The organism is Blastococcus mobilis, assembly GCF_900188025.1.
GTDB classification, from domain to species: domain Bacteria; phylum Actinomycetota; class Actinomycetes; order Mycobacteriales; family Geodermatophilaceae; genus Blastococcus_B; species Blastococcus_B mobilis.
Map to the genome: position 1 here is coordinate 335957 of NZ_FZNO01000001.1, position 24567 is coordinate 360523.

At 73.2% G+C, this 24567-nt stretch carries 19 protein-coding genes and 1 pseudogene; 5 read left to right on the plus strand and 15 right to left on the minus strand.

All coding sequences use genetic code 11. The annotated features are described in order from the left end of the window. Positions 1-21: 21 nt before the first annotated feature. Positions 22-1419 carry a thioredoxin family protein gene (locus tag CHB94_RS01530; RefSeq protein WP_089334887.1) on the plus strand — a complete coding sequence of 466 codons (1398 nt, stop codon included), beginning with the start codon at positions 22-24 and terminating at the stop codon, positions 1417-1419. Beyond that, a pseudogene (locus CHB94_RS26530) lies at positions 1416-1928 on the plus strand (UGSC family (seleno)protein). The gene CHB94_RS01530 and the pseudogene CHB94_RS26530 overlap by 4 nt, the downstream one beginning before the upstream one ends. A 130-nt stretch (positions 1929-2058) precedes the next feature. Here CHB94_RS26530 and CHB94_RS01545 read toward each other — a convergent pair. Next, entirely contained in the window at positions 2059-3987 is a 1929-nt protein-coding gene (locus tag CHB94_RS01545; protein WP_089334798.1) for an FAD-binding monooxygenase, read from the minus strand. Between the two features lie 87 nt (positions 3988-4074). On the opposite strand from CHB94_RS01545, the gene CHB94_RS01550 reads away from it, so the two are divergent. Continuing rightward, positions 4075-4836: an IclR family transcriptional regulator gene (locus CHB94_RS01550; RefSeq protein WP_089334799.1), complete on the plus strand. Its 762-nt coding sequence runs from the start codon at positions 4075-4077 to the stop codon at positions 4834-4836. Positions 4837-4904: 68 nt separating this feature from the next. Here the strand turns inward: CHB94_RS01550 and CHB94_RS01555 are convergent, their stop codons facing one another. From CHB94_RS01555 to mbhE, 10 genes are all read right to left on the minus strand, one after another. Further along, entirely contained in the window at positions 4905-7103 is a 2199-nt protein-coding gene (locus tag CHB94_RS01555; RefSeq protein ID WP_141137393.1) for a phosphatase domain-containing protein, read from the minus strand. Between the two features lie 213 nt (positions 7104-7316). Next, entirely contained in the window at positions 7317-9581 is a 2265-nt protein-coding gene (locus CHB94_RS01560) for an MMPL family transporter (protein WP_254920328.1), read from the minus strand. Between the two features lie 270 nt (positions 9582-9851). Then, a complete protein-coding gene (locus CHB94_RS01565) occupies positions 9852-10553 on the minus strand; it encodes a CPBP family intramembrane glutamic endopeptidase (protein WP_254920329.1) in 702 nt (233 codons plus the stop codon). Next, on the minus strand, positions 10550-12655 hold the full coding sequence (locus tag CHB94_RS01570; RefSeq protein WP_089334800.1) for an alpha/beta-hydrolase family protein: 2106 nt from the start codon (positions 12653-12655) through the stop codon (positions 10550-10552). Before CHB94_RS01570 ends, CHB94_RS01565 begins: the two co-directional genes overlap by 4 nt. Next, on the minus strand, positions 12652-12921 hold the full coding sequence (locus tag CHB94_RS01575) for an MrpF/PhaF family protein (protein WP_089334801.1): 270 nt from the start codon (positions 12919-12921) through the stop codon (positions 12652-12654). The genes CHB94_RS01570 and CHB94_RS01575 overlap by 4 nt, the downstream gene beginning before the upstream one ends. Continuing rightward, on the minus strand, positions 12918-13418 hold the full coding sequence (locus CHB94_RS01580) for a Na+/H+ antiporter subunit E (protein WP_089334802.1): 501 nt from the start codon (positions 13416-13418) through the stop codon (positions 12918-12920). The genes CHB94_RS01575 and CHB94_RS01580 overlap by 4 nt, the downstream gene beginning before the upstream one ends. Then, positions 13415-14797 carry a complex I subunit 5 family protein gene (locus tag CHB94_RS01585; protein ID WP_089334803.1) on the minus strand — a complete coding sequence of 461 codons (1383 nt, stop codon included), beginning with the start codon at positions 14795-14797 and terminating at the stop codon, positions 13415-13417. Before CHB94_RS01585 ends, CHB94_RS01580 begins: the two co-directional genes overlap by 4 nt. A gap of 150 nt (positions 14798-14947) precedes the next feature. Beyond that, positions 14948-15334 carry a sodium:proton antiporter gene (locus tag CHB94_RS01590; protein WP_089334804.1) on the minus strand — a complete coding sequence of 129 codons (387 nt, stop codon included), beginning with the start codon at positions 15332-15334 and terminating at the stop codon, positions 14948-14950. Continuing rightward, positions 15331-15825, minus strand: coding sequence for an MnhB domain-containing protein (locus CHB94_RS01595; protein WP_217899116.1), 495 nt, complete (start codon positions 15823-15825; stop codon positions 15331-15333). Before CHB94_RS01595 ends, CHB94_RS01590 begins: the two co-directional genes overlap by 4 nt. Continuing rightward, positions 15822-18167, minus strand: coding sequence for a hydrogen gas-evolving membrane-bound hydrogenase subunit E (gene mbhE, locus CHB94_RS01600; RefSeq protein WP_089334805.1), 2346 nt, complete (start codon positions 18165-18167; stop codon positions 15822-15824). The genes CHB94_RS01595 and mbhE overlap by 4 nt, the downstream gene beginning before the upstream one ends. Before the next feature lie 268 nt (positions 18168-18435). Between mbhE and CHB94_RS01605 the strand changes: the two genes are divergently transcribed. Continuing rightward, complete coding sequence (locus tag CHB94_RS01605; protein ID WP_089334806.1) at positions 18436-19005, plus strand: HdeD family acid-resistance protein; 570 nt, start codon at positions 18436-18438, stop codon at positions 19003-19005. A gap of 60 nt (positions 19006-19065) precedes the next feature. Further along, positions 19066-19593, plus strand: a complete 528-nt coding sequence (locus CHB94_RS01610; RefSeq protein WP_254920330.1) for a copper chaperone PCu(A)C domain-containing protein — start codon at positions 19066-19068, stop codon at positions 19591-19593. 17 nt (positions 19594-19610) lie between these two features. Here the strand turns inward: CHB94_RS01610 and CHB94_RS01615 are convergent, their stop codons facing one another. The 4 genes from CHB94_RS01615 to CHB94_RS01630 all read right to left on the minus strand — a co-directional run bounded on the left by CHB94_RS01615 (position 19611) and on the right by CHB94_RS01630 (position 24375). After that, positions 19611-20969, minus strand: a complete 1359-nt coding sequence (locus CHB94_RS01615; protein ID WP_089334808.1) for a glucose-6-phosphate dehydrogenase — start codon at positions 20967-20969, stop codon at positions 19611-19613. Further along, positions 20966-22807: a glycoside hydrolase family 15 protein gene (locus tag CHB94_RS01620; RefSeq protein ID WP_217899117.1), complete on the minus strand. Its 1842-nt coding sequence runs from the start codon at positions 22805-22807 to the stop codon at positions 20966-20968. Before CHB94_RS01620 ends, CHB94_RS01615 begins: the two co-directional genes overlap by 4 nt. A gap of 438 nt (positions 22808-23245) precedes the next feature. Then, positions 23246-23521 (minus strand): hypothetical protein, encoded by a 276-nt coding sequence (locus CHB94_RS24880; protein ID WP_176445357.1) that lies wholly within the window; start codon positions 23519-23521, stop codon positions 23246-23248. A gap of 218 nt (positions 23522-23739) precedes the next feature. Next, positions 23740-24375, minus strand: a complete 636-nt coding sequence (locus CHB94_RS01630; protein WP_089334810.1) for a trimeric intracellular cation channel family protein — start codon at positions 24373-24375, stop codon at positions 23740-23742. Positions 24376-24567 lie beyond the last annotated feature (192 nt).

Sequence of the window (24567 nt, forward strand, 5' to 3'; positions counted from 1 at the left end):
ATGGGGGCTACCGTCGGCTGCGTGCGGCTCCCGGACGGACTCGTCGCGGTGGTCAAGCGCGACTGTCCTACCTGCGTGCTGGTCGAGCCGGTCCTGCGGGCGCTCGGTGCGGCCGTCTGGTGCCAGGACGACGCGGCCTGGTTCGACGGCGACGACACCAACCTCGAGCTGTCCTACCGGCTGGGGATCGAGACGGTGCCGACCCTGCTGCGCGTCCGGGCCGGGGTGGAGACCGCGAGGGTCGTCGGCTGGAGCCGCGAGCAGTGGGAGCAGCTCACCGGCGTGTCCGGGCTCGGCCCGGCGCTGCCCGACCACCGGCCCGGCTGCGGCTCGCTCTCGGTCGACCCGTTCCGGATCGACGGACTCGAGGCCCGCTACGGCGTCAGCGGGCTGAGCAGCCGGCGAGTGGAGCTCGCCGACGCCGAGGACGAGCACGAGGCGCTGTTCGACCGCGGCTGGACCGACGGGCTGCCCGTGGTGCCGCCGACGCCCGAGCGGGTGCTGCGCATGCTGCGCGGGACGACGCGGGACCCGCGGGAGGTGGTGGCCGTCGTGCCGCCCGACCTCGTGGAGTGCACCGTGGAGAAGGTCGCCGTCAACGCGGTGATGGCCGGCTGCCTGCCGGAGTACCTGCCTGTCGTACTGGCCGCGCTCGAGGCCGCGACGTCGGAGGAGTTCGCGCTGCACGGGCTCCTCGCGACCACGCACTTCGCAGGGCCGGTGGTCATCGTCAACGGGCCGGTCGCGGCGCGGATCGGCATGAACAGCGGGGTGAACGCCCTCGGCCAGGGCAACCGCGCGAACGCGACGATCGGACGCGCGCTCCAGCTCGTCGTGCGCAACGTCGGCGGCGGCCGGCCAGGGGAGGTCGACCGGGCGGCCATGGGCAATCCGGGCAAGTACACCTTCTGCTTCGCCGAGCGGGAGGAGGACAGCCCGTTCCCGCCGCTCGCGGCCGACCGCGGTGTCGCCGGAGACGCGGTCACGGTGGTCGCCGGGTCGGGGGTGCAGCCGGTGGTGGACCAGCTCAGCCGCGACCCGGAGTCGCTGGCTCGCACGTTGGCGGCCTGCCTCCGGGTGAACGCACACCCCAAGCTGCCGGTGGCTTGGGATGCGCTGCTCGTCGTCTCGCCCGAGCACGGGAGGGTGTTCCGCGAGGCCGGGTGGGACCGTGGACGTCTCCTGGCCGAGCTGGAGCGCCTGCTCCTGCTGCCCGCTGCCGAGCTGGTCCGCGGTGCCGGTGGCATGGCCGAGGGGGTGCCGGACTCCATGGCGGGCCGAGAGCTACCCAAGTTCCGGCCGGGTGGCCTGCTCGTGGCTCACGCCGGCGGTCCGGCGGGCTTGTTCAGCGCGATCGTCGGCGGTTGGGTCGGCGGGGAGACGGGCAGCGTTCCCGTGACACGAGAGGTGCGCACATGAGAACGGTGCTGGACCCCACCGGGGAGCGGCAGGCACCCGGCCGTGCGCTCCTGCCCCGTCCGGTCGCGCTGGAAGGGCGCACCGTCGGTCTGCTCGACATCAGCAAGGCCCGCGGCGACGTCGTCCTCGACCGGCTGGAGCAGCTGCTGACCGCGGACGGTGCTCACGTGCGCCGGTACCGCAAGCCGACGTTCGCCCGTCCCGCCCCGGTGGACCTGCGGCACGAGATCGCCGAGCAGTGCGAGGTGGTCATCGAGGCGCTCGCCGATTAGGGCTCCTGCACGTCGTGCAGTGTGCACGACATCGCCGACCTGGAGCGCCGCGGCGTGGTGGCCCTCTTCCTCGCCAGCGAGGCCTTCGCCGAGGCCGCGCGGCTGCAGGGCGAGGCGCTCGGCTTCCCCGCCCCGTTCGTACTCGTGCCCCACCCGGTCCAGGACCGGACCGACGACGAGCTCCGCACCATCGCGGAGCGTGTCTACCCCGACGTGGTCGCCGCGCTGACCGCGTGAGCGGGCCTCGCGCTCCTCGCCCCGGCCCTGGTGTCGCCGTCCCAGTGCTGCAGGGTGGGGGCGGCGGCGATGAGGCCGGGATGAGCGCTCGCCGTCTCGTGGCGCGCAGCGGATCGGGCGCGGGTGACCGCTACCGGGCGTCGGTCAGGACGCCGGACAGGAAGTCGGCCAGCTCCTCGTGCCCGTCCAGGGGGAGCACGTGGGCGACGTACTGGTCCGGTCGGACGACGACCATGCAGCCCGTCTCCCGGTCGATCCCGCGCAGGTCGAAGACGTCGTCGCCCGCCGGGTCGGGGCAGAAGACCTTCTCGTAGTCGATCAGCCCGAACGTGCCCTTCCTCGGGAGCAGGACCGGCGGCATCGCCTCGACGGCCAGGTCCCGGTGGTTCTGCTGGAAGACGGCGCGGACGTCGATGAGCGAGTCCGGGTCGGCCCCGGCCGGGGTGTGCCGGGTGATCGGAGACTTCTCCGACCCCAGGAAGTCGCACAGTGCGCGGGCTCCGGAGTCCAGGCTGGTCGGGTCGCTCCGGTCGGCGAAGACGTAGATGCGCCAGGCGCCGTCGGCCCGGGCGGCGTGGCCCAGCTGCACGGGCTTGGCGTCGGCCAGCCGCACGACCGGGGCCGAGTGGAAGCGCATCCCGACGGGGAAGCCCTCCGCGAGGTGCTGGAACTGGGTCCCAGCGGTGATGACCGACGGTGCGTACCTGGTGGCGACGCCGGCGGTGAAGCGACCCTGGGCGGCGAAGTACCGCTGGAACTCGGCCGGGTCGACGCCCTCGCCCTCCTCCTCACCGGACTCCTTCGGCGGGGCGCTGAACATGCGGGCGAACTCGCGGTCGAAGTCGATGAGCTCCTGGGCGATCACCTGGCGCTCCGCGGAGTAGGTGTCCAGCAGTTCCGGCCGGGCGGTGCCCCGCAGGACGGCGCCCAGCTTCCAGCCGAGGTTCCAGGCGTCGGCCATCGACACGTTCATGCCCTGGCCGGCCTTGGCGCTGTGCGTGTGGCAGGCATCGCCGGCGATGAACACGCGGGGGACGCGCGAGCCGGTCTCCTCGGCCGGCACGTCGTCGAACTTGTCGCACAGTCGCTGGCCGATCTCGTACACCGACCACCACCCGACGTCCTTCACCTCGAGGGTGTACGGGTGCAGGACGCGGTTGGCCACCGCCGCGAGCTTCTCCGGCGTGACGCTCCTGTTGTCGAGCATCTCCCGGTCGCTGACCTGGTCCAGCTCGATGTAGAGCCGGACCAGGTAGCCGCCCTCCCGCGGGATGATGAGGAGGTTGCCCTGGTTCGCCGACAGGATCGCCGACTTGAGCCGGATGTCCGGGAAGTCGGTCACCGCCAGGACGTCCATGACGCCCCACGACTGGTTCATCGGGTCCCCGACGAGCTCACGGCCGATCGCCGACCGCACGCCGCTGCGCGACCCGTCGCATCCGACGACGTACTTGGCGCGGACCGTGGAGGTCCGGCCGGTCTCCTGGAAGTTCTCCAGGTGCTGCAGCGTGACGGTGACCGGGTGCTCCGCCGAGCTGTCCGAGTCGATGGTGAGCCCGCTGGCGTGGAGGCCGTAGAAGGGTTCCAGCCGGCTGGCGGAGCGCTCCATGTGGTCGCGCAGGTAGGCGAGCATGCGCGCCTGGTTGACGATGACGTGGGGGAACTCCGACAGCCCGTCCTCGACGTCCTGGATCCGCCCGGTGCGGGTGATCCGGGTCCGGTCCTCCGGGTCCGGTCGCCAGAAGGAGACCTCGTTGACCCAGTAGCCCTCGGCGACGAGCTGGTCGGCCAGGCCGAACGCCTCGAACATCTCCACGGTGCGGCAGGCGACCCCGTCGGCCTGGCCCACCTCGAGCGGACCGTCCCGGCGGTCGATGACCATCGTCCTGATGTCGGGGAAGTTGGCCAGCTGGGCGGCCAGGACGAGGCCCGCCGGACCGCACCCGACGATCAGGACGTCGACCTCGTCGGGCAGGCCGTCCGGCCGGTCCGCGACGGAGGGGTGCGGCTCCTCGATGAAGGGGTCGCCCGGCCGGTATCCGTTGAGGTAGAACTGCACGCTCGTTTCCCTGCCATCCGCGGCCACAGTGTCTGTCGAGTCCTGACGGTGCCCGACTTACTGCAGGAAGGGATAGGCTTTTCTGTAGTGAAGAATCGACCGGCGTACGCGATCACCTCCGTCGACTCCGCCCTGCTGCTGGCGAGCCTGCTGCAGCAGGAAGGGGCGATGCGGGTGACCGACGTCGCCGCGCGCCTGGGGGTCTCGGTGTCGACGGCGCACCGGCTGCTGGGCATGCTCGTCTACCGGGACTTCGCGGAGCAGCTGCCGGACCGCCGGTACGCCCCCGGCCCCGTCCTGCGTCGTGGTGCGCAGCAGCAGGCGTCGGTCACCACCTTGCGCGAGGTCGCCCTGCCGCACCTGCGGCGGCTGGTCGATGCGGTGGGGGAGACGGCCAACGCGATGGTCCTGGCCGGCTCGGACGTCCGCTTCGTGGCGACGGTCGAGTGCGATCAGATCCTGCGGGTGGGCGACCGCACCGGCCGGACGCTTCCGGCGCATCTCAGCTCGGGCGGCAAGGCGGTGCTGGCCACGCTGGACGACGCGCAGCTCGCCGCTTCCTTCGAACCCCTGGACGCAGCCACTGCGGCAAGGCTGGACCGGGAGCTGCGCACCATCCGGCGTCGCGGGTTCGCGGTCAACGACCAGGAGACCGAGGCCGGTCTGACCGCCGTGGGGGTCGCCGTCCCGCCTGCGGGCGGGTTCACCGGTGCCGCGCTCTCCCTGGCCGCGCCCTCGGCGCGGTACTCCCGCGGTCGGTTGCCGGTCTGGGCGAGCGCGCTGGCCGAGGCTGCCGGCGCCATCGCCCGTGACCTCAGCGAGGGCCCCTCAGGGGAAGGGAAGACGTAGGTCGCTCAACACCATGGCAGCGGCCGCGTGGTGGTCGGCCACGGGGCGGCCGCGCCGTCGAGCGCGGTTCAGTACATCCGGCGCAGCCGCATGCTGAGTGGCCGGCCATCGGGGTCGAGGGCGGACCGGTAGAGGGGGTCGGCGAGCCAGCGACGCCAGATCGGCAGGTGTGGAGCGGGGGCGGGCGTCCAGTGCCGGCGCAGTCGGCCGGGGGGACGAGGTCCTCTGGGCGCGTGGTGCCAGTCGTCGAGGGCGGCCGCGCTGGCGCGGACGGTGGCGGCGGCTCGGTCGGGGTCGAGCAGGTCGTCGTCGGAGTCGGTGGCGAGGTGCTCGCGCAGCATCTGCAGGCGCAGTTGCCGGGCGAAGTGCCGGGCGCCGTCGCCCAGGCCGCCGGGATCGCGTGGTTCCCGGTCGTCGCGTCGTTCGTCGACGACCGCTGCGGCCAGTTCGCTGTCGTGCGTCCAGGATCGGACGTTGAAGTTGTCGCTGCCCACGGCGGCCCACACGTCGTCGATGATGCAGATCTTGGCGTGGACGTAGATCGGCCGTCCGGTCGCGTTCTCCACGTCGAGGACCTGCACCCGGTCGCCGCCGGCGTGATGGACCATCGCCAGCGCCTCGGCATGGCCGTGGCGCGCGGAGGTGCGGTAGGACGAGCCGTCCTGGTCGGGATGGCGGGGGACGACGGCGATCAGGTGCAACCGGGGAGCGCGCCGCAAGGCCGCGGCGAAGACCCGGGCGACGTCGACCGACCACAGGTACTGGTCCTCGATGTAGACCAGCCGCTGCGCCCGGACCAGCGCCTTGGCATAGGCACGGGCGATGCTGCGCTCGCCGCGTGGCGCGAACGGGTACGCCGGCCGGCGCCAGGGGTAGGTGCGCAGCAGCTGCACCGCACAGGTGCCCGCGGCCGGAGGGTCCTCGGCGGGCTCGGGCAGCGGACGGGCAGTGCGGTCCAGGCCGTGCAGCCGGTCGGGCAGGACGTGCCAGGGCAGCCGCACCAGAGCAGCCGGATCTCTCCAGCGCTCCCGGAACACCTCCTCGGCGTCGCGGACGACCGGTCCGCGCAGCTCCAGCTGCACGTCGTGCCACGGCACGGTGGGGCCGTAGACGGATGCGAACGAGGTGCTCTGCGGATCACCGTGATGGGCGGCGTCGTCGCCGCGGCTGTACGCCAGGTCGATCCCGCCCAGGAACGCGACGTCCCGGCCCGGATGGTCACGGTGGCGCACGACGACCAGCTTCTGGTGATGACTGCCGCGGCTGCGGATCCGCATGTCGAGCAGGATCTGGCCACCTGCTGCCCGCAGCGCGGCCGCGAGCTGACGGTTCTCCCGGGCCGAGTACGTCAGCTCGCTGGCGTGCGAGCGCCACAGGAGTCCCCGCACCAGCGCTCCACGGGAGGCCGCCGCGCTCAGCAGCTCGCCCACGGTGCGACCCGTCGTGGTCAGCCGTTCGTCGCTGTCGGCGCGCCAGCCCAGCAGGAGGACCAGATCTCCCGCCTCGGTGGCGTCGAGCTGCTCGGCCAGAACGGGGAAGTACGACCGGCCGTGCACGAGAGCGCGCACGGCATTGCCCGCGGTGAAGGGCCGCAGCCGGGTGGCGTCGTTGCCGCGCCCGGTCCCGCTGAGCAGCCAGTCCTCTGGTCCGCGACCGGCCGGCCGCCCCAACCCCAGCGCGTTCTGCAGCGGGGGCAGCAGTTCCTCGGCGTTGGGCGCCCGGACGACCGGCGCGCCGCCGGGCTCCGGCACCGGCGGCACCGCATCGATCGCGCCACCGAAATCGATCGCGGCGACCGAGCGCAGCGCGATCGCGGCGACACGACCCGGATGGTGGCGGGCGAGCTCGTCGAACAGGTCGGGGTCGTCCTGTCCGTCATCGCCGATGAGCACCCACCGGCGGTCAGGGTCGTCGGCCAGCAGATCGCGGAGCACGCGCAGTTTGCCGGCTCGGCTGCCGCGGAACAGGCGGCGGGGGAACCGGCCGGGTCCGGTCAGGTGCAGTGATCCCGGCGGGTGGGCCCCATCGCGGAGCAAGGTCGCCAGTGGACGCCGAGCCGTCTCGGGCAGGGCGCTGATGTAGTGCACCGGGCAACCTGGCGCGCTGGCGCGGAGTGCCTGCAGCAGTCCGGACATGCCCAGCACCGAGCGGCGGTCCCAGCTCCGGTGGACGAGCAGGCCATGCAGCCGGCGGGCCACGGCGCGCAACGACACGAACGGCAGCTCCCCGTCGAGGTCGTAGACCGCACCGAGGTGGTGGTCAGCCACGGATCGAGCCGGCGGTCGTCGTTCGGTCCCCGGGCCGGCGATCCGCCGACCGCACGCGGGCCGGGGACGTCATGCCCCACCCAACCCCAGAGTTGCCCCGCGAGCCACCTGTGCCGGACGGCGATGGGCCATCCCGGACAGCCGGTCGCCGGGCGCCGCTGACCCCGGGAGACGGGGAGCGCCCGGAACCCGGAGACTGCCCTCGTGGCCCTGTCAGGGGCTGTCGCCGTCCCCGTCCGGTCGGAGGGGGCGACTCGGGGACCGTGGGGACGGGGACTCAGAAGACGAGCTGGGCAGGCGCCGGTCGGGGCACACGTGGCTCAGGAGGGAGTGAGGTGCTCCTTCCCCTGACAGGGCGGTCTGCCGCAGCTCCTCCCGCGGGGCGGCCGTGGTGCGAATGCGTCGGCTGGGCCAGCTCGCCGTCCGCCCGAGCAGGGTCAGCACAGCGGGGGTGAGCACGGGGCGCACGAGAAAGGTGTCGAGGAGCAGGCCCACGGTCATCGTGAACGCCAGCTGCAGGAAGGGGCCGAGCGGGATGATGGCCAGCATCGCGAAGGTCGCCGCCAGGATGATCCCGGCAGCGCTGATCGCGCGACCGGTGGCCGGCATGGCCACGGCGATGGCCCGGCTCAGCGGATGGTGGGCGGCCGCTCGCCAGATCGAGCCCACCGCGAACACGTTGTAGTCGGACCCGAGGGCCAGCAGCAGCACCGCGGCGACGAACGGGACGTAGAAGGTCAACCCGGACGCGCCGAGCAGACCCTGGAAGACCAGGACCGACAGGCCGAGCGCTGCGGCGACGCCCAGGGCGCTGGCGGCCAGCAGTGCCACGGGCGCTACGAGGGCGCGGAGATACACCACGAGGATGACCAGCTCCACGGCCAGTACCGCGACCAGGGTGACCCAGAGGTCCTCGCGGGTCAGCTCGGTCAGCTCGGCGGCGATCGCGGTCTGCCCGGTCACCGCCACGCCGGCGTTCTCGACGCCCGCCTCGGCCAGCAGGGCCGGCAAGCGCTCCTGCAGCAGCGTCAGGTCGGCGATGGCCGGCGCGGTCAGCGGGTCGCTGTCGAAGACCACGACGAACCGGGCCGCATCCCCGTCGCGGGAGAAGACGATCCCGAACTCCTGGGGCAGCGGGTTCTGGGCCGGCCCCAGGACCTGGGCGACCCCGGGCTGGGCGCGGATCGCCTCCTGCAGCCGGTCGAGCGCCGCGCGCTGCTCGGCGACGTCGGGCCCCTCCACCAGCACCTCGGTCGGCGCGACGATCCCTCCGACACCGGAGGCGTCGAGCACCTGGGCGCCCTGGCGCACCGGATCGTCCGGGGGCAGCCCCGCAGTGAACGAGACGTCCAGCCGGATGAACAGCAACGGCACGGCGGCGAGGGCCAGCAGCGCCACGCCGAGCACGGTCGCCACGGTGGCACCCCTCCGGTCGGCGACCGTGCGGATCAGCCGCCCGGGCTGCGCGGGCGCCTCTGCCGGAGGGGGCACCTGGCGGATCCGGCGAGGGGCGAAGAGCGCGGATCCGAGGATGGCCAGCAGCGCCGGGACGAGGGTCAGCGAGACGAGGACCCCGAGCAGGACCGTCAGCGCCAGGGCCGGCCCGAACGCCCGGAACAGCACGAAGTCCGCCGCGAGCAGTGCTGCCGTCCCACCGGCGACGGTGAGGCCGGCCACCGCGATGAGGGGGCCTTCGGCAGCGGACATGCGCCACGCCGCCTCGTGCCGGTGCAGGCCCCGCTCGAGCTGCTGACGGAAGCCGTAGAACAACAGCACGCAGTAGTCGGTGACGACACCGATGAACAGGGCCGCCGTCAAGGGCCGCAGCTGGTCGGGCAGCACGAAACCGAGCGCCCCGGCCGCGACGGTCAACAACCGGTACGCCACCAGGAAACCGAGCGCGACCACGACGAGCACCACGAGGGGAGCCACCAGGGAACGGAAGACCAGCGCCACCACCCCGGTGATCAGCAAGAGGGTCGCGATCTCGAAGACGCCCAGCCGCGACCTGAGGTAGTCGGCCTGCTGCACCTGCGCGGGGAGCAGCCCGGTGACGTAGGTCTGCACGCCGGGCTGGTCGAAGTGCGCGGCGTACTCGTGCGCCAACTCCACCGTGTCGTCCAGCGAGGTGCCAGGGGAGACGTAGAGATAGCTGACCGCGGTGTCCGGACTGGCGGTCGGGATCGGCACCGCCGCGAGGATGTGACCGCCTCCCGAGGGGACCTGCCCGTCGAGCGTCGCCCGCGTGTGGGACAGCGCCCACAGAGCGGCGTCGAGGCGGGTGAGGAGGGCCAGGCCGTTCGGGTCGTGCACCACGACCGCCGTCTGCGACAACACCGGCACGGCGAACTGGGCCAGCGACCGCTGCTGCACCTCGACGGCCTCGCTGTCGGCCGGGAGGAGGCTGCCGACGTCCCCTCCACCACCTCCTCCTCCGGCGGGAGGAGGGACGAGGACGACCCAAAGCGCAGCGGTCACCCACGCGAGCACGACGAGCCAGCGCCCGGAGACCAGGACCCCGCGCACGACGCGGCCGGGGCCCCGGGGCGGGCGTCCTGGCGACGTGGATGCCGGCCCGACATCAGCCCGCGACGACACCACGGCCTCCCGGGGGGCGCCGGACCGGAGTGGCTCTCCGCACTGCAGGCTAGGCCGGGACGTCGGCTGCCGCAGCGCGGGATGCCCCGAGGGCCGACGCAGCGATCCCGCGGTCCGGCGTGGCTGCCCACCGGCTCGACCGGGACCAGGTCAGACGGGCCCGGTGGCCACCCTGGCGGCGAGCAGACCGAGGCTGTTGCTTCCCAGGTGCGCCCCGAGGGGGGCGAGCAGGCTGCCGCTGCGCTGCCGCAGCCACCCGAGCAGCAGTCCGCCGACTCCCGTCGCGACGACGACGCCGGCCACCGCCGCAGCGCCTGACCGCGGTGACATCCCCAGCGATCCGGGCAGCCGGGCCGCGGACGCGTGCCACAGCCCGAAGACCGCGGCGGTGACGGCGACCGCCGACCTGGGCCCGAGCACCCGGCCGGCCAGGGCGAGCAGGACGCCGCGGAAGGCCACCTCCTCGCTCACCACGGTGCCCAGGGGGATCAGCACCAGCGCCCGCAGGGCGAGGTCGCCGACCGCCATCGCCCCGACGCGCGGGTCGTCGAGCAGGAGCCGCCACGCGGGCACGGCGATCAGGACGCCGTAGCCGGTGGCGGCGACGGCCAGGGCGGCGCTGCCCCACCGGGCGCCGGAGCTCCAGCTCGGGCGGCCCAGGCCGAGCTCGGTCCAGCTCATCCCGCCCGCACGCGCGGCCAGCACCAGCGCCGAGACGGCGGCGACGTTGGCGGCGGTACGCACTCCCGGGGCCGACGGCAGGGTCGGGACGACGAGGTTGCTCCAGGCGAGCAACCCGGCCGACGTCCCGGCCAAGGGCAGCCAGCGCCGCAGGCGCGCCGCTCGCGTCACGGGCCGAGGACGGCGGCGACGCGGGCGGTGTCCGCGTCGGTCCAGCCGTCCGGGGCGGCGACCGCCGCCCACCCGTCGAGGATGAGGTCGTCGTAGTTGTGCCCGTGCCCGTCGGGCACCGACTGGGCGTGCGTCAGGTCGGCGGTCACCTGCCAGAAGGTGACGACGGGATACCAGCTCATGGCCGGTGAGACGTCGTCGCCGCGCGGTTCGACCAGCCAGTCGGGACGGCGGAGCAACAGGTCCGGGGACCACCACACGATGGGATCGGAGGGATGCTGCAGATAGAGCACCCGCGGCTGGACCCACGGCGTGGGCGGCTGGGGCAGCTCCGCCTCGTCCCCGGCGAACCGCACCACCAGCCCGTCGGAGTACACCGGCTGCACCGCCCGTGTTCCGGGGTCACGCCGCTCCACCAGCGCCGACCAGACCTCGTTGGAGTTCGGCGGCCCGACCCACAGCACGCCGTCGGCCTGGGCCCGGATGTCGGCCAGCGAGCTGAACGCGGCCTCCGAACCCTGCGAACCGAGGCTCTCGCCGTAGACCAGCAGCCGCGGGCGGTCTCCCTCGGGCAGCTGGTCGACCCGGGCGTGCACCGCGTCGAAGAGGAGCCGGCCGGCCTGCTCGGCACGGGAGCGGTCGACCAGGAAGGACAGCCAGCTGGGCAGGTAGGAGTACTGCATGGACACGACGGCGGTGTCCCCGCCGTACATCAGCTCCACGGCGCTGGGCGCCGTGTCGTTCACCCAGCCGCTGCCGGTCGAGGTCGCCACCAGCAGCACCGACCGATCGAAGGCGCCGGTGCGCTCCAGCTCGGCCACGGCCAGGTTCGCCCGCTCCTGCGGCGTCGGCGCGCTCTGCAACCCCACGTAGACCCGGACCGGTTCCCGCGCAGTGCCCGCCGCCGCCGCGTCGAGCTCCTCCGGCGTCCGGCCGCCGGCGACGAACCGTCGGCCCTCCCGGCCCAAGGTGTCCCACGGCACCAGTGACGCCGGCGAACCCGAGCGGGCCTCCGTGCGCGGCTGCTCGACCCCTTCGAACGTCTCGTCATTGGCGGCGCTGAACGCGGAGTCGGCCACCGTCAGGGCACGCTGCAGCAGGACGTCGTCGACGAGGGAGGCGACCAGGAAGGTCACCAGGACCGCGCCGAGCACCGACGCCATCCGTGGCGGCAGCCGGACCCACCGCCGCAGCAGCCGCGCCACCAGGCGGTAGAGGGCCCGCACGCCCCGGGCCAGCGCGAGCAGCAAGGCAGCCACGAGCAGCAGGACCGGTCCGGCGCGCAGCCAGCCGGTGGTGGTGGTCCGGTCGATGCCCACGAGCGTGGCGATCTCCCGCTGCCACTGGGCGGACACCAGCAGCATGGCCACCACGACCGCCGGGATCGCCAGCAGCAGCGCGGCCCAGGCCCAGGCGGTCGCCCGCGCCGGCAGCCGACGCCGGAGCCTGTCCTGGAGCCGCCTCCACCGGGCCGAGCGACGCAGTGCCCAGGCCAGGACGACCCCGGCCCCGTAACCCGCGGCCGCGGAGATGCCCGAGACCACCCCCTGGAACAGCCAGTCCCGGGGCAGCAGCGACGGCGTCATCGCCAGCACCGCGAACGCCGTCCCCAGCAGGAGACCGGCCGGGTGCAGCCGTAGCCAGCGGCGGCCGGGCCGGTCGAGCAGGCCCCGGGCGCGGCCGTGCCGAGCGACCGCGGTGGCACCGCCGGCCGCAGCCGGGCCGGACGGGGCAGGCCCGACCGACGGGTGCAGGCCGTTGCGCCGGCCGGGAGCGGGGGTCATCGCTCGGGCTGCGGACCGGCGGCCGCAGGTCCTGGCCGGCTGCGGAGGTACGCCGCTCGCGCGATCGCGTTGCTGGAGGCGGGTGAGGTGACGGCGACGAAGGCGACCGAGAACGGCGAACGTGATGATGGCGGCGTTCTCGGTGGCGACCGACGACGCCAGGACGGCGATCACGCCCGGACCGGTGGCCAGGCCCTGAGCGTGCAGCTGGTTGTGGGTGCCGGTCAGGCGCAGCAGGCCGAAGAGGCTGATGGTGATCAGGAGCAGACCGATGACCAGCAGCGCTCCGCCGACGACGTCCAGCAGCAGGGAGATCACTCGAACGGCCCTCCGGATGCGAGGTACCGCGCCGCGGCGACGGTGGCGACGAAGGAGAACAACGAGAGAGCGACGGCGGCGTCGAAGTAGTAGGGCACGTCTCGCGAGTAGGCGAGCAGCGCGAGCAGGCAGACGACGAGCACGGAGAGGGTGTCCAGGGCGACGATCCGCTGGAAGACGTCGCGGGCACGCAGCAGCACGAGTCCGCCGGCCACGAGCAGTCCGGTGACCCAGGCAAGGCCGATCGTCGTCAGGATGCCGATCACGGGAAGACCCGGGCCTGGCGGCGCTCGTAGGAGCGCAGTTGCGCGCGACGGACCGCTTCGGGGTCGCGAGCGTCGGGCACGTGCAGGATCAGCTCCCCGCGGGCGTCGTCGACCTCCACCACGACGCTGCCGGGTGCCAGCCCGACGCGAATTCCCCACGCGGCCGCGGAGGACGGCGCGTCTCGCCGGATCGGGACCGTGACGAGGCCGGGCGCCGGTAGACGGCCGCGCAGGCAGTAGCCGGCGACCTGCCAGCTCTCCCGGACCATGTCGACGACGGTGCCGCCGATCAGGGCGGCTACCCCGGTCACCCCGCGGCCCGAGGTGGCGTCCGGTGACCGGGACCGGACGGAGGCGGGGGGACCGATCCTCCGTCCTGCTGCCACCAGGAGCGCCGCGAGCAGCACCCCGATCATGATGTCGCCCGGTGCCAGGCTGGTCAGCGCCAGCAGGTAGACGACGGTCAGGGCCGTGACGCGAACGAGGACGGTGGTCATCCACTCTCCCTGGCGAACAGGTCGGCGGCTTGCTGGCTGAGCTGCCACAGCGGCTCGGCCCACAGGCCGAGGGCGAGGACGAGAAGAGCGAGGACGGCGACGAGCGCGCGACGGGGGAGCGGGCTCACCGTGGTACCGGCTGCCGGGTCGCTGCGCCAGAACTGCCGCTGGTAGTTCATGAACATGTAGAGCAAGGAGAGGGCGCTGCCGACGAGCAACAGGACGACGAGTGCGGGGCTGCCCGCGGCGACTCCGGTGCGGAACAGCGTCAGCTTGCCCACGAACCCCGCCGCCGGCGGGACGCCGGCCACGCTGAGCGCACCGACCACGAAGGCGCCGGCGACCAGCGGCCCGCGCAGGCCCGCGGTCAGGAAGAGGAGGGCCTTGTTCAGCGCGTTGACCACGCTGTAGAAGACCGCCGCGGCGAGTCCGACCGGCCCGCCGACGCCCACGGCGACGAGGACGTAGCCCACCTGTCCGATGGCGGAGTAGGCCAGGAGCTCGGCCGTGTCCCCGCGGGACACGGCCAGGACGCCGCCGTAGACGATCGATGCGGCCCCCAGGACGACGAGCGCGGTGGCCGCCATGCGCAGCTGGGCGGGGAAGATCCCGGCGCCGAAGCGGATCAGCCCGTACCCGCCGATGTTGGCCACCGCGCCGCTCAGGATGGCTGCGACCGCCGGCCGGCTGCCGGCGTACACCGTCGGCAGCCAGAAGTGGAACGGGAAGAGGCCCAGCTTGGTGCTGAAGGCGACGAAGAAGCCGACCGCCACGAGCAGGCCGGCGTTGGCTCCGGCCCGGAGCACCCCGTCCGCGACGTCGGCCATCGCCAGCGACCCGGTGATCCGGTAGGTGCCCGCCACGGAGAGCAGGAAGATGAACGACCCCAGCAGGTTGACCGCGGCGAAGACCAGCGCTGCGCGAAGCTGACGCGGCCGGCCGCCGTAGGCGGCGAGCGCGTAGGAGGCGGTCATCGCGACTTCGAAGAAGACGTAGAAGTTGAACACGTCCCCGGTGAGGAACAGCCCCGTCAGCCCGGCGGCGAGCAGCACCACCAGGCCCGGGAAGCTTCGGGCGCGGGGGCCGGGGATCGCCTCGTGGGCCGCGGCGACCAGCAGGACCAGTTGCGAGACGACGGCGAAGGTGGCACCCAGCGCGTCGGCCCGCAGCACGATGCCCACGCCGGCCGGCCAGCCCCCCGTGACCAGCTGTACCGGTCCCGCGGAGGCCACCCTGACGGTGAGCGCGACCAGGAGCACCAGGCCCACCGCCAGCACGGCCACGGCCGACCAGGCGAGTGGACGGCGACGCCCGTCCAGCCCGACGAGCAGCGCCCCGGCGACCCAGGGGACCAGCAGGACCGTGGCCAGCAAGGTCACGGGTCCGCCTCGCCGGCGCTCGGCGGCCCCGCGACCCCGGGTGCTGTCTGTCTGCGTGACCTCGCGAGCTCGGTCACGGGTCCGCCTCGCCGGCGCTCGGCGGCCCCGCGACCCCGGGTGCTGTCTCCCTGCGTGACCTCGCGAGCTCGGTCACGTGGCCTCGTCCCGGTCCCGTTGTCGGTCCGGCTCGAGCCGGCTCTCGTGCTGCGCCTCCTGCGCTGCCAGCTCGTCGTGTCGCGCCGTGCGCAGGACCACGGTGAGGCGGTGGACCAGTGCGAGCAGCAGCGCCAGCGTGGCCAGCCCGATGACCAGCGCGGTCAACGCCAGCGCCTGCGGGACCGGGTCGCTGACCGGCTCGTTCGGCTCCGGTGAGATGGGGGCCCGTCCCCGGGTCAGGCCGGAGGCGATCAAGGTCAGGGTGGCTGCCTGGGAGATCAGTGCGATGCCCCCGACGACCCGGAACAGATCGCGGTGGAGCAGCAGGTACGCCCCGCAGCCGAACAGAACTGCGGCGCCGGTGGCGAAGGCGAGGTTCACGGTCGCCGTCCTCCCGTCGGTGCGTCGTCCACCGGGGGCACGGCCAGGTCCTCGGCCACGCCCTTCAACCCGGCGAGCTGGTGCAGCAGGACGGTGAGGACGCCGACGACGAGCAGGAACAGCCCCAGGTCGAACAGCAGGGGAGTGAACAGCTCCAGCGAGCCGACCGTGGCGACATGCGCTCCGGGCTCCGGGAGATGGCTGAAGATCGGCTCGCCGGAGAGCAACGGGAAGAAGCCCGTGCCGAGGCACAGCAGAAGACCGGTGATCATCAGCCGCGGTGCGTACCGCAGGAAGGGCAGGGCCAGCTCCGCGGCGGACGCCCCGAGCGCGACGTAGAACAGGGCGAGGCCGAGGGCGACGACCACTCCGGCGGCGAAGCCGTCACCGACGTCGGTGTAGCCCTTGACGATGAGACTGATCGCGACCACCACGCTCGGTCCCCACAGGAGCCGGGCCACGACCTGCGCGACGACATACGGTCGGCTCACCAGAGCCTGCCTTTCCGCACCAGCGTCGCCACCCCGACCACGGCGATGAGCAGGACGGTGATCTCGGCGAGGGTGTCCAGTCCCCGGAAGTCGGTGATGGTCACGGTGACGACGTCCTGGCCGTGGGCCTCGGGGGTTCGCCGGATGAGCTCCTCGGCCAGGCCGGGGGTGACATCGGGCTCGGAGAGGAAACCCCAGATGCCGGCCAGGGCCGCCAGACCGGCGACCCCCGCGGCCAGCGGATTCCGCCATCGGGCACCCCTGAGGGGCGCCTCGGCGCCGACGTCGACGTGCAGGTGGCCTGGGCGCGCCGCGGATGCTGCACGGGGCAGCCGGGCGAGCGCGGCCAGGAAGACCAGGGTGATCATCGTCTCGACGACGACAGCGACCAGGGCGACGTCCGGGGCGCTGTTGAGCGCGTAGACGGCGGCCAGCGCGAAGCCCACGACGGACAGGGCGAGCACCATCCCCAGCCTGGTGCCGGCCCGGGCGGTCACGCACGCGGCGACGAGGACCAGGCCGAGCAGGGGCAGGATGAGCCAGTCGCTGCCGGCCGGCGAACCGACCGCATAGGCCCCCACGGTGGGCGTGGCGGCGAACGCCAGCGCCATGAGCAGGCCGGCCGGCACGAGGACCGCCGCCACGCTGCTGCGAAGGTCGAGGACCTCGCGGGCGTGGAGCGCTCCGGACAGCCGGAACGACGCGCGGAGCAGTCGGGTGTAGATCCGCTGGGGCCCGATCCGATCACCGGCTCGCGCGAGCGCCAGCGACCCTGCGCGCGCTGTGCCCGGGAAGACCAGCACCAGGACGCCCAGCGCCCATGCCGACAGCGCCATGAGGTTGGCCGGTCTGGCGTCGAGGTGGTACCCGGGGGAGACGTCGACGGGTGCCGCGTTCGTGACGCTGCCCGCGTCGGCGGCCAGTCCCGCGAAGAGCTGCGGGACCACGCCCACCAGCACGCTGGCCACGGCGAGCACGGTGATCGGCGCGGTGAGCAGCCGGGGGACCGGGGACGGGTCCGTCCGCGGCCGACCGAGGAACAACAGCATCCAGAATCGGCCGATGTAGGCCAGGGTGAGGCCGGCGGCCAGCACGGCGATCACCGTGGTCACCGATCCGGCACCGTGCGCGGCCTCGAAGAACAGCTCGTCCTTGAAGAAGCCGGCGGTCAGCGGCAGTCCGGCGAGGTTGGCGGCCGCCACTCCCGCGGCCGCTGCCAGCAGTGGGGACCGCCGCCCCAGGCCGCCCAGGCGGGACAACCGGTCCTGCCCGGTCGCCATCGTGACCGCGCCGGCGGTCATGAAGAGCGCGCTCTTGGCGATGCCGTGAGCGAGGACGTAGAAGGCAGCCGCGCCGCTGGCGGTCGCGCCGCCGATGCCGTACAGCACGACCACGTACCCGTACTGGGAGATCGTGGAGTAGGCGAGCACCTGCTTCAGCACGTCCTGGCTGAGCGCCAGCACACCACCGACGACGATCGACGCCGTCCCGACGACCAGCAGACCGGTCAGCACCGCGTCGCTGCGGGCCAGCAGCGGGTGCACTCGGCCGAGGAGGAGAACCCCAGCGGCGACCATCGCCGCCGAGTGCAGGTAGGCCGAGACCGGCGTCGGCGCGGCCATCGCCCGGGGCAGCCAGAAGTGCAGGGGCACCTGAGCGCTCTTGCCCAGCCCCGCGACGGCCAGCAGCGCGGCCGCGACGGTCGTCGTCGTGCCGCTGTCCACGCGATCGACCAGCTCCGGGATGGAGAAGGTCCCGTACTCGGCGTACAGCAGCACGGCGGCGATCAGCAGCGCGACGGCGCTGACCACGGTCACCAGCAGCGCCATGAGCGCGGCCCGGTGGGCCTGCTGCTCATCCCGGTCGAAGCCGATGAGGAAGTAGGAACAGACCGCCGTCACGTCGAAGAAGAGGAACAGCAGGACGAGGTCCTGCGCCGTCGCCAGTCCCACCATGGCCGCGGCGAACAACGCCATCCACGGCCAGAACCGCCACCGCTCCGCCGTCGCTCGCTCCTGGTGGGCCAGGTGGAGGGACAGGTAGGCGGTCCCGTAGGCGAACACGAGGACCCCGATGCCGGTGGCGAGCAGGGCGTACAGCGCGCCGAGCCCGTCCAGGGCGAAGCTCAGTCGCAGATCCAGCGAGGGCATCCAGGGCCAGTCCGACGACGCGCCGCCCTGCAGCCAGCCCACCAGACACACGACGAAGCCGGCGGCCGCCAGCGCGCAGGACGCCCATCCCTGCCGGTCGCCGGACCGGCTCGCACGTCGTGTCGGAGCCGGTGGAGCGCTGGACTCGGGGGCCGTCGCGAGGTTCTCGTGGCCGGCCGGAACGTCTCCCACGGCCACCTCCCGAGAGGAACGAGCCCTGGCGAACGATGCGGTGATCCCGGTTCGAGGCGGCCATCCGCCGGTGAACGCCGGAGTTCGCCTACAGACAGCACGACGCTAGCCCGTGTCGTGCTGTGCGGCATGGCCTGACCGATCCGCGCAGACGGTGATGCTCGGGGTCCCGACCGTCACCGTGCCGGCCTCCTCGACCACGCAGCAGGTGTCTCGTCGACGCAGTGGGTAAGCACGGTGATCGGACGCTTCACCGAGGGGGAACGGGATGAGCGACATCGTGGTTGCGCGTCGGCGCAGCGGATGGGACATCGTGCTCGGCGTGCTGCTGGTCATCGCCGGGCTGGTGATACTGGCCCACGTCGTCTGGGCGACGGCGGTGTCGGTGATCTTCCTCGGCTGGTTGGGGTTGGTCGGCGGCGTCGTCCTGATCATCGCGGCGTTCTTCCAGCTCGGCCGGGGCGGTTTCTGGGCCACCGCGCTCAGCGGCGGGCTGCTGCTGGTGCTCGGGCTGATGATGCTGCGCAACCCGGCAGTGGCGGCGTTGACGCTCACGCTCGTCGCCGGGGCGCTGTTCCTGGCCGGGGGGATCGTGCGGCTGATCGCCGCATTCGCGCCCGACGCGCCGCGCGCGGCGCTGCTGCTCAGCGGCGTGGTCGGGCTGGTCCTGGGCCTGATCGTCCTGTTCAACGTGTTCGAGGCGACGCTGACCCTGCTCGGTATCCTGCTCGGGGTACAGGCGTTGACCGACGGCATCATGCTTCTGCTGTTCGGCCGGCTCCAGGTGAGCCGGCGATCCGATCTCGACGGCGCGACCGGAGCAGCTCGGCAAGGGTGAGCCCGGCCACCGCACCGACGTCGGCAATTCAGGGAGCAGCGGATGCGGCAGGCAAGAAGCGTGCAGAGGTCTCGTCGTCGGGCCGTGCTGGGCAGCGTGCTGATCACTGCGGCGGTCGTCCTGACCGGATGCGGCGACGACGAGCAGCCCGTGCGGGTCGGGGGCCCCGGCGTCGAGGCCTCGGTGGGAGACATGGAGCTGCGCAACATCCGGCTGGACAACCCGCCCCCTGGGGGATACGAGGTCGGGTCGGCCGCGCTGCTGGGTGTGGCGATGGTCAACACCGGCGACGAGGAGGATCAGCTGGTCGGGGTGTCCGGGCCTGACTTCACCGCGGTGCTGGTGGACGAGAACCCGGCCACCAGCAACCCGGCGGTGACCATCCCGGCCGACCAGACGGTCTTCACCGACGGGCCCGAGGGGCCGGTGCTCGTGTTGGCGGGGATCGACGAGACGCTGCTCAGCTCCGAGGCCCTGCCGGTCACCTTCACCTTCGAGCGGGCCGGCGAGGTCACCGTGGACGCCCCGGTCAGCGCCCCCTTGCGGCTGACCCTCGACCGGTTCCTGCGCGAGCAGGCGGCGGACTGACAGCGAGGGTACGGCCGTCAGGGCTGCGCAGGCCCCGAGGAGCCGGCCGGGTACTCCAGCAGCGGCACCTCACCGGCGGCCCAGGCGGCGAGGACCGGCTCGACGATCCGCCAGCTCTCCTCGGCCTCGACGTCGCTGATCGACAGGGTGGTGCTGCCGGCCAGCAGCTCGCGGAGGAGGACCCCGTACGCGGGCAGCTCCTGGCGGGGAAGCGCCGCCTGCAGCACCTCGCGCTCGAGGTCGAAGGGATCGCCGGCGCCGTTGAGGTTGATCTCGAGGTCGATCCCGTCCGGATCGAAGCGCAGCCGCAGCACGTCGGGCTCGGGCTGGTCGTCGCCGAAGGGGAGGTGGGGAACCGGCTTGAAGTGGACCGCGATCTCCTGGCGGTCGCTGCCCAGCGCCTTGCCGGTGCGCAGCCGGAAGGGGACGCCGGCCCAACGCCAGTTGTCGACGGTGACGGTGAACTCGGCGTAGGTCTCGGTGCCCCGGGAGGGGTCGACGCCGTCCTCGGCGGTGTAGTCGGGTAGCTGCCGGCCCGCGACGGTGCCGGCGGTGTAGCGGCCGCGCACCGTGTCGCGGGCCAGGTCAGCTGGGGGGCGGACCGCGCGGAGGACGTCGGCCTTGCGCGCGGGGAGGGAGGTGTCGTCGATGGCGTGCGGCGGGTCCATCGCCACCAGCGCCAGCAGCTGCAGCAGGTGGTTCTGCAGCATGTCGCGCAACGCGCCGGCGGTGTCGTAGTAGCCGGCCCGCCCCTCCAGACCGAGCGTCTCGTCGAAGACGATCTCGACCCGCTCGACGTGGCCGGCGTTCCAGACCGGCTCGAAGATCCTGTTGGCGAAGCGCAGCCCGAGGAGGTTGAGCACCGTCTGCATGGCGAGGAAGTGGTCGATGCGGAAGACGGCCTCCTCGGGCACCAGCCGGCGCAGGACCTCGTTGAGTGCCCGGGCGTCGGCCCGGTCGCGGCCGAAGGGCTTCTCCACGACCACCTGCGCGCCCTCGGGCAGCCCCACCTCGACCAGCGCTTCGAGGGTGGGGTGGAAGACCGTGTTGGGCAGGGCCAGGTAGACGATCGGCACGCCGGGGAGCCCGTCCAGGGCGGCGCGCAGCTGACCGGCGTCGGTGACGTCGCCGCGGCGGTACCGCAGACAGCTGATCAGGCGCTCCCGGGCCCGCTCGTCGACCTCCGCGGCGTGCGCGGCGAGCCGGCCGCGGGCCCAGTCGCGGTAGCCGTCGTCGTCCCAGTCCTCCGTGCCGACCGCCCGCACCTCGACGTCGTGGGGGAACGCACCGGTGGCCACGAGAGAGGCCAGGGACGGCAGCAGCAGCCGGCCGGTCAGGTCGCCGGTACCGCCGAGCACCGCCAGCGAGCGCCTCACCGCCGCGCCTTCTCCGCGCGCGCCAGCGCCCAGCCGCTGGAGATGACCCCGACGTGGCTGAAGGCCTGCGGGAAGTTGCCGAGGAACGCGCCGGTGGACGGGTCGATCTCCTCGGCCAGCAGCCCCAGCTCGGTGGCCCGGCCGCACAGCGACGCGTACAGCTCGTGGGCCTCGTCGAGGCGGCCCTGGCCGGTCAGGTTGTCGACCAGCCAGAAGCTGCACAGCAGGAACGCGCCCTCATCCCCGGCCAGCCCGTCGGAGGACTCGGCGGGCAGATAGCGGTAGAGCAGGCCGTTCCCGGCGTCGAGGACGCGGCGCACGGCCTCGGTGGTGGACACCATTCGCGGGTCGTCGGCGGCGACCACCCGGCGCAGTGGCAGGGCCAGGAGCGATCCGTCGAGCCCCCCGCGGCCCTCGCCGTCCACCGAGAGGTGCTCGGTGAAGGTCCTCCGGTCCGGGTCCCACGCCTGCTCCAGGAGGGCGGCCCGCATCCGGTCGGCCGCCGCCTGCCAGCGGGCCCGCGGATGGGACAGGCCGCAGAGATCGCCGATGCGCAGCGCCCGGTCGACGGCGACGTGGCACATCGCCACCGAGTACGTGAACGGGCGACCGGTGTCGCGGATCTCCCAGATGCCGTGGTCCGGCGTGTTCCAGCGCTCGATGGCCTGCTCCGTGAGGATCCGCAGCACGCGCCACAGGTGCTCCTCGACCGTGCCGCCGGAGCGCACCCACTGGTAGGCGACGTCGAGCAGCTCGCCGTAGACGTCGTGCTGCTGCTGGTGCGCGGCGCCGTTGCCCCAGCGCACCGGGCCCGAACCCCGGTAGCCGGACAGCGCGACGTCCTGCCATTCGGTGACCGGTCGGCCGCCGTCGAGGGCGTACATGATGCTGACCCGCTGGTCGCGCTCGGCGTTGGTGAGCGTCCAGGCGAGGAACGCCTCCGACTCGGTGTGCATGCCGATGCGGCGCAGGGCGTAGGTGGAGAAGGCCGCGTCGCGGACCCAGGTGTAGCGGTAGTCCCAGTTGCGCTCCCCGCCGATCTGCTCGGGCAGCGAGGAGGTGGCGGCGGCCACGATGGCGCCGGTCGCGGCGTGGTCGAGCAGCTTGAGGGTCAGCGCCGAGCGCCGGACCAGGGCCTGCTGCGGCCCCTCGTAACTCAACCGCTGCGCCCAGCGGCGCCACGCCTGCGCCGTCCGGTCGACCAGCTCCACCGGGTCGGTGCGGTGCAGGATCCGGGTGTTGCCCGACCAGTGCAGCGACACGGTCAGCCGCTCACCGGCGGCCAGGGTCGTCCGGCCTCCGAGGGACCCGTCGCGACCGACCGTGAGCTCGGCGGAGCACCACAGCACCAGGTGCAGCTCCGGCCGGGTGGCCCAGTGGATCCGCCAGCCACCGCCCTCCCGGGTGACCTGCACCCGGTCGAAGGGCGTCAGGCGGACGTCCACCTCCACCGACCCGCTGAGGACCCGCGCCACCCGCAGCAGTTCGCCGCGCCCGGGCGACACGAGCTCAGCGAGGTCGGCTCCCGAGCGCAGCGTCATGCAGTCGGTCAGCTCCAGCACCCCCTCGGGCCCGCGCAGCTCGGTGACCAGGACACCGGTGTCCTCCACGTAGCGCTGCCCGGCCTCGCGCAGGTCGACCGGGCGGATGGTCAGGTGGCCACCGCGCACGGGGTCGAGCAGCCCGGCCAGGAAGGGCCGGCTGTCGAACTCGGGCAGGCACAGCCAGGGGATCGAGCCGTCGCGGGCGACCAGCGCGCAGGTGGCGCCGTCCCCGATGATCCCGTGGTCCTCGATGGGCAGGTACCCGTCGATGCGGGTCAGCGGTCGGGTCGGCACGGCGCTCCGGTCCTGGCATCGGGATCTGGGTCGCCCGTCTGTCTGCCCCCCGCCCGACTTCCTCAACCCCGCGGCCAGCACAGGTGTCGACCGCTGTGCATCATGCGTGGAGCGCTCCCGGGGCCGGTGGGCCAGCGCTGCATCACCTACGCGCCGCGCCCGGTGGCCGTGGTCCGTCCGTCCCGGGCCACCAACCGCTCCCGGTCCGACGGCGGCGGAATACCCCATGACCTGACGGGTACGTGGCCCTCCGGCACGGCACGGCCTCGCCGCTGGCCGACGGGTTCACGGCACCGACAGCGCGAGCCGGCAGGCCGCCTGCCCGACGACGGCCCGCCCAGTGCGTGGCCCCCATGTCGGTCGATCGCGAGGCCGTGTCCGGGCGCCCGGTCGAGGATGAGATCGACAGCGCACTGGCCGACCAGTCCATCAAGCAGTTCATCGATCCGAGTGACATCGCGGCACCCGCAGCACGATCCTCGGCGCCATCGAACGGATCGTCCGCGCGGAGTGCCAGGCGTCGGGCAGCCGCCGTGAGCCGGAGTTCGAGCTGTTCCCGCTGACCGACAACGACGAGGCTGCCACCAGCCGGGTGGAGTCGGGGTTCGCGACGTTCTTCGGGGAGCGGGCCGGACCGGTGGGACAGCAGTCGGCCAGCGAGGGCTTCAGCGACCTGCCCACCGCGCTGGGCGCGCCCTCCACGTACTGGTTCATCGGAGGCATCGACGCGGACCGCTACGCCGAGGCCGAGCGGTCCGGCCGAGTCACCCAGGACATCCCGGTGAACCACTCCGCCACCTTCGCCCCGGTCATCCAGCCGACGTTGGACACGGGCACCCAGGCGCTCGTCGTCGCGGCTCTGGCCTGGCTGGCCGCCTGGCCGCCTGGCCGCCTGGCCGCCGGGCCGTCGGAGAGCCACGTCCCGGGAGAGGTCAGCCGTCCTTGGCGGGGGGGCTGCCGGGCGGGACGGGCGCGTTCACGTCGAAGTGGACGCCGACCATGCGGATGACGAAGCACAGGGCAGCGGCGCCGCCCGTGGCGATCGGCCCCCGGATCCCGAGCAGTTCGGCGATGACGACGGCGGTGGCGCCGATGAGCGCCGGAACGGCGTAGAGCCCACTGCTGAGCACCGACGGGACCCGGCCGGTGAGCACGTCGCGGAGCGTGCCGCCGCCGACCGCCGTGATCGTGCCGACGATGATGGCCTGCGCGGGGCCGAAGCCGAGCCCGGCCGCCTTGAGGGCGCCGGTGACGGCGAACAGGCTCAGCCCGGCGGCGTCCAGGACGTTGATCGCCCGGTTGATCCGTTCCAGCCGATGCCCGGCGAAGAACACGATCAGCCCCCCGCTGGCTGCCACGGCCAGGTAGCGCCAGTCGAGGAAGGTGGCCGGGGGCAGGCTGTCGAGGAAGATGTCGCGGATGGCGCCGCCGCCGAGCGCGGTGATCATGCCGAGGGTGACGACGCCGACGATGTCGAGCCGGGTGGCGCGCAGGGCCGTCAGGGCACCGTTGAGCGCGAAGGCGAACGTGCCGACGAGGTCGAAGATCAACAGCGCCGTGGTCGCCATGGGTCGACTCGTTCCTCCCTGCGGGGTCACTCGGGACGTCACGTGGGTGGTGGGGCCGCAGCGGCCCTGTGCGGGGGTACCTCCGCCCACACCGACGGTCTCTGTCACGCCGGTGTCCAGACGAGAGCTTCTCAGAAGGAGTGAACCGCGCCTGCGGCAGCACGGCGGCCGCGCCTCTCGGGTCTCGGGCCG

What these genes read in the sequence shown, in the direction of transcription:
- CHB94_RS01580 (WP_089334802.1), bottom strand. Translation starts at nt 13,418, where the DNA reads ATGACCACCGTCCTCGTTCGCGTCACGGCCCTGACCGTCGTCTACCTG.
- CHB94_RS01605 (WP_089334806.1), top strand. Translation starts at nt 18,436, where the DNA reads ATGAGCGACATCGTGGTTGCGCGTCGGCGCAGCGGATGGGACATCGTG.
- CHB94_RS24880 (WP_176445357.1), bottom strand. Translation starts at nt 23,521, where the DNA reads ATGAACCAGTACGTGGAGGGCGCGCCCAGCGCGGTGGGCAGGTCGCTG.
- CHB94_RS01630 (WP_089334810.1), bottom strand. Translation starts at nt 24,375, where the DNA reads ATGGCGACCACGGCGCTGTTGATCTTCGACCTCGTCGGCACGTTCGCC.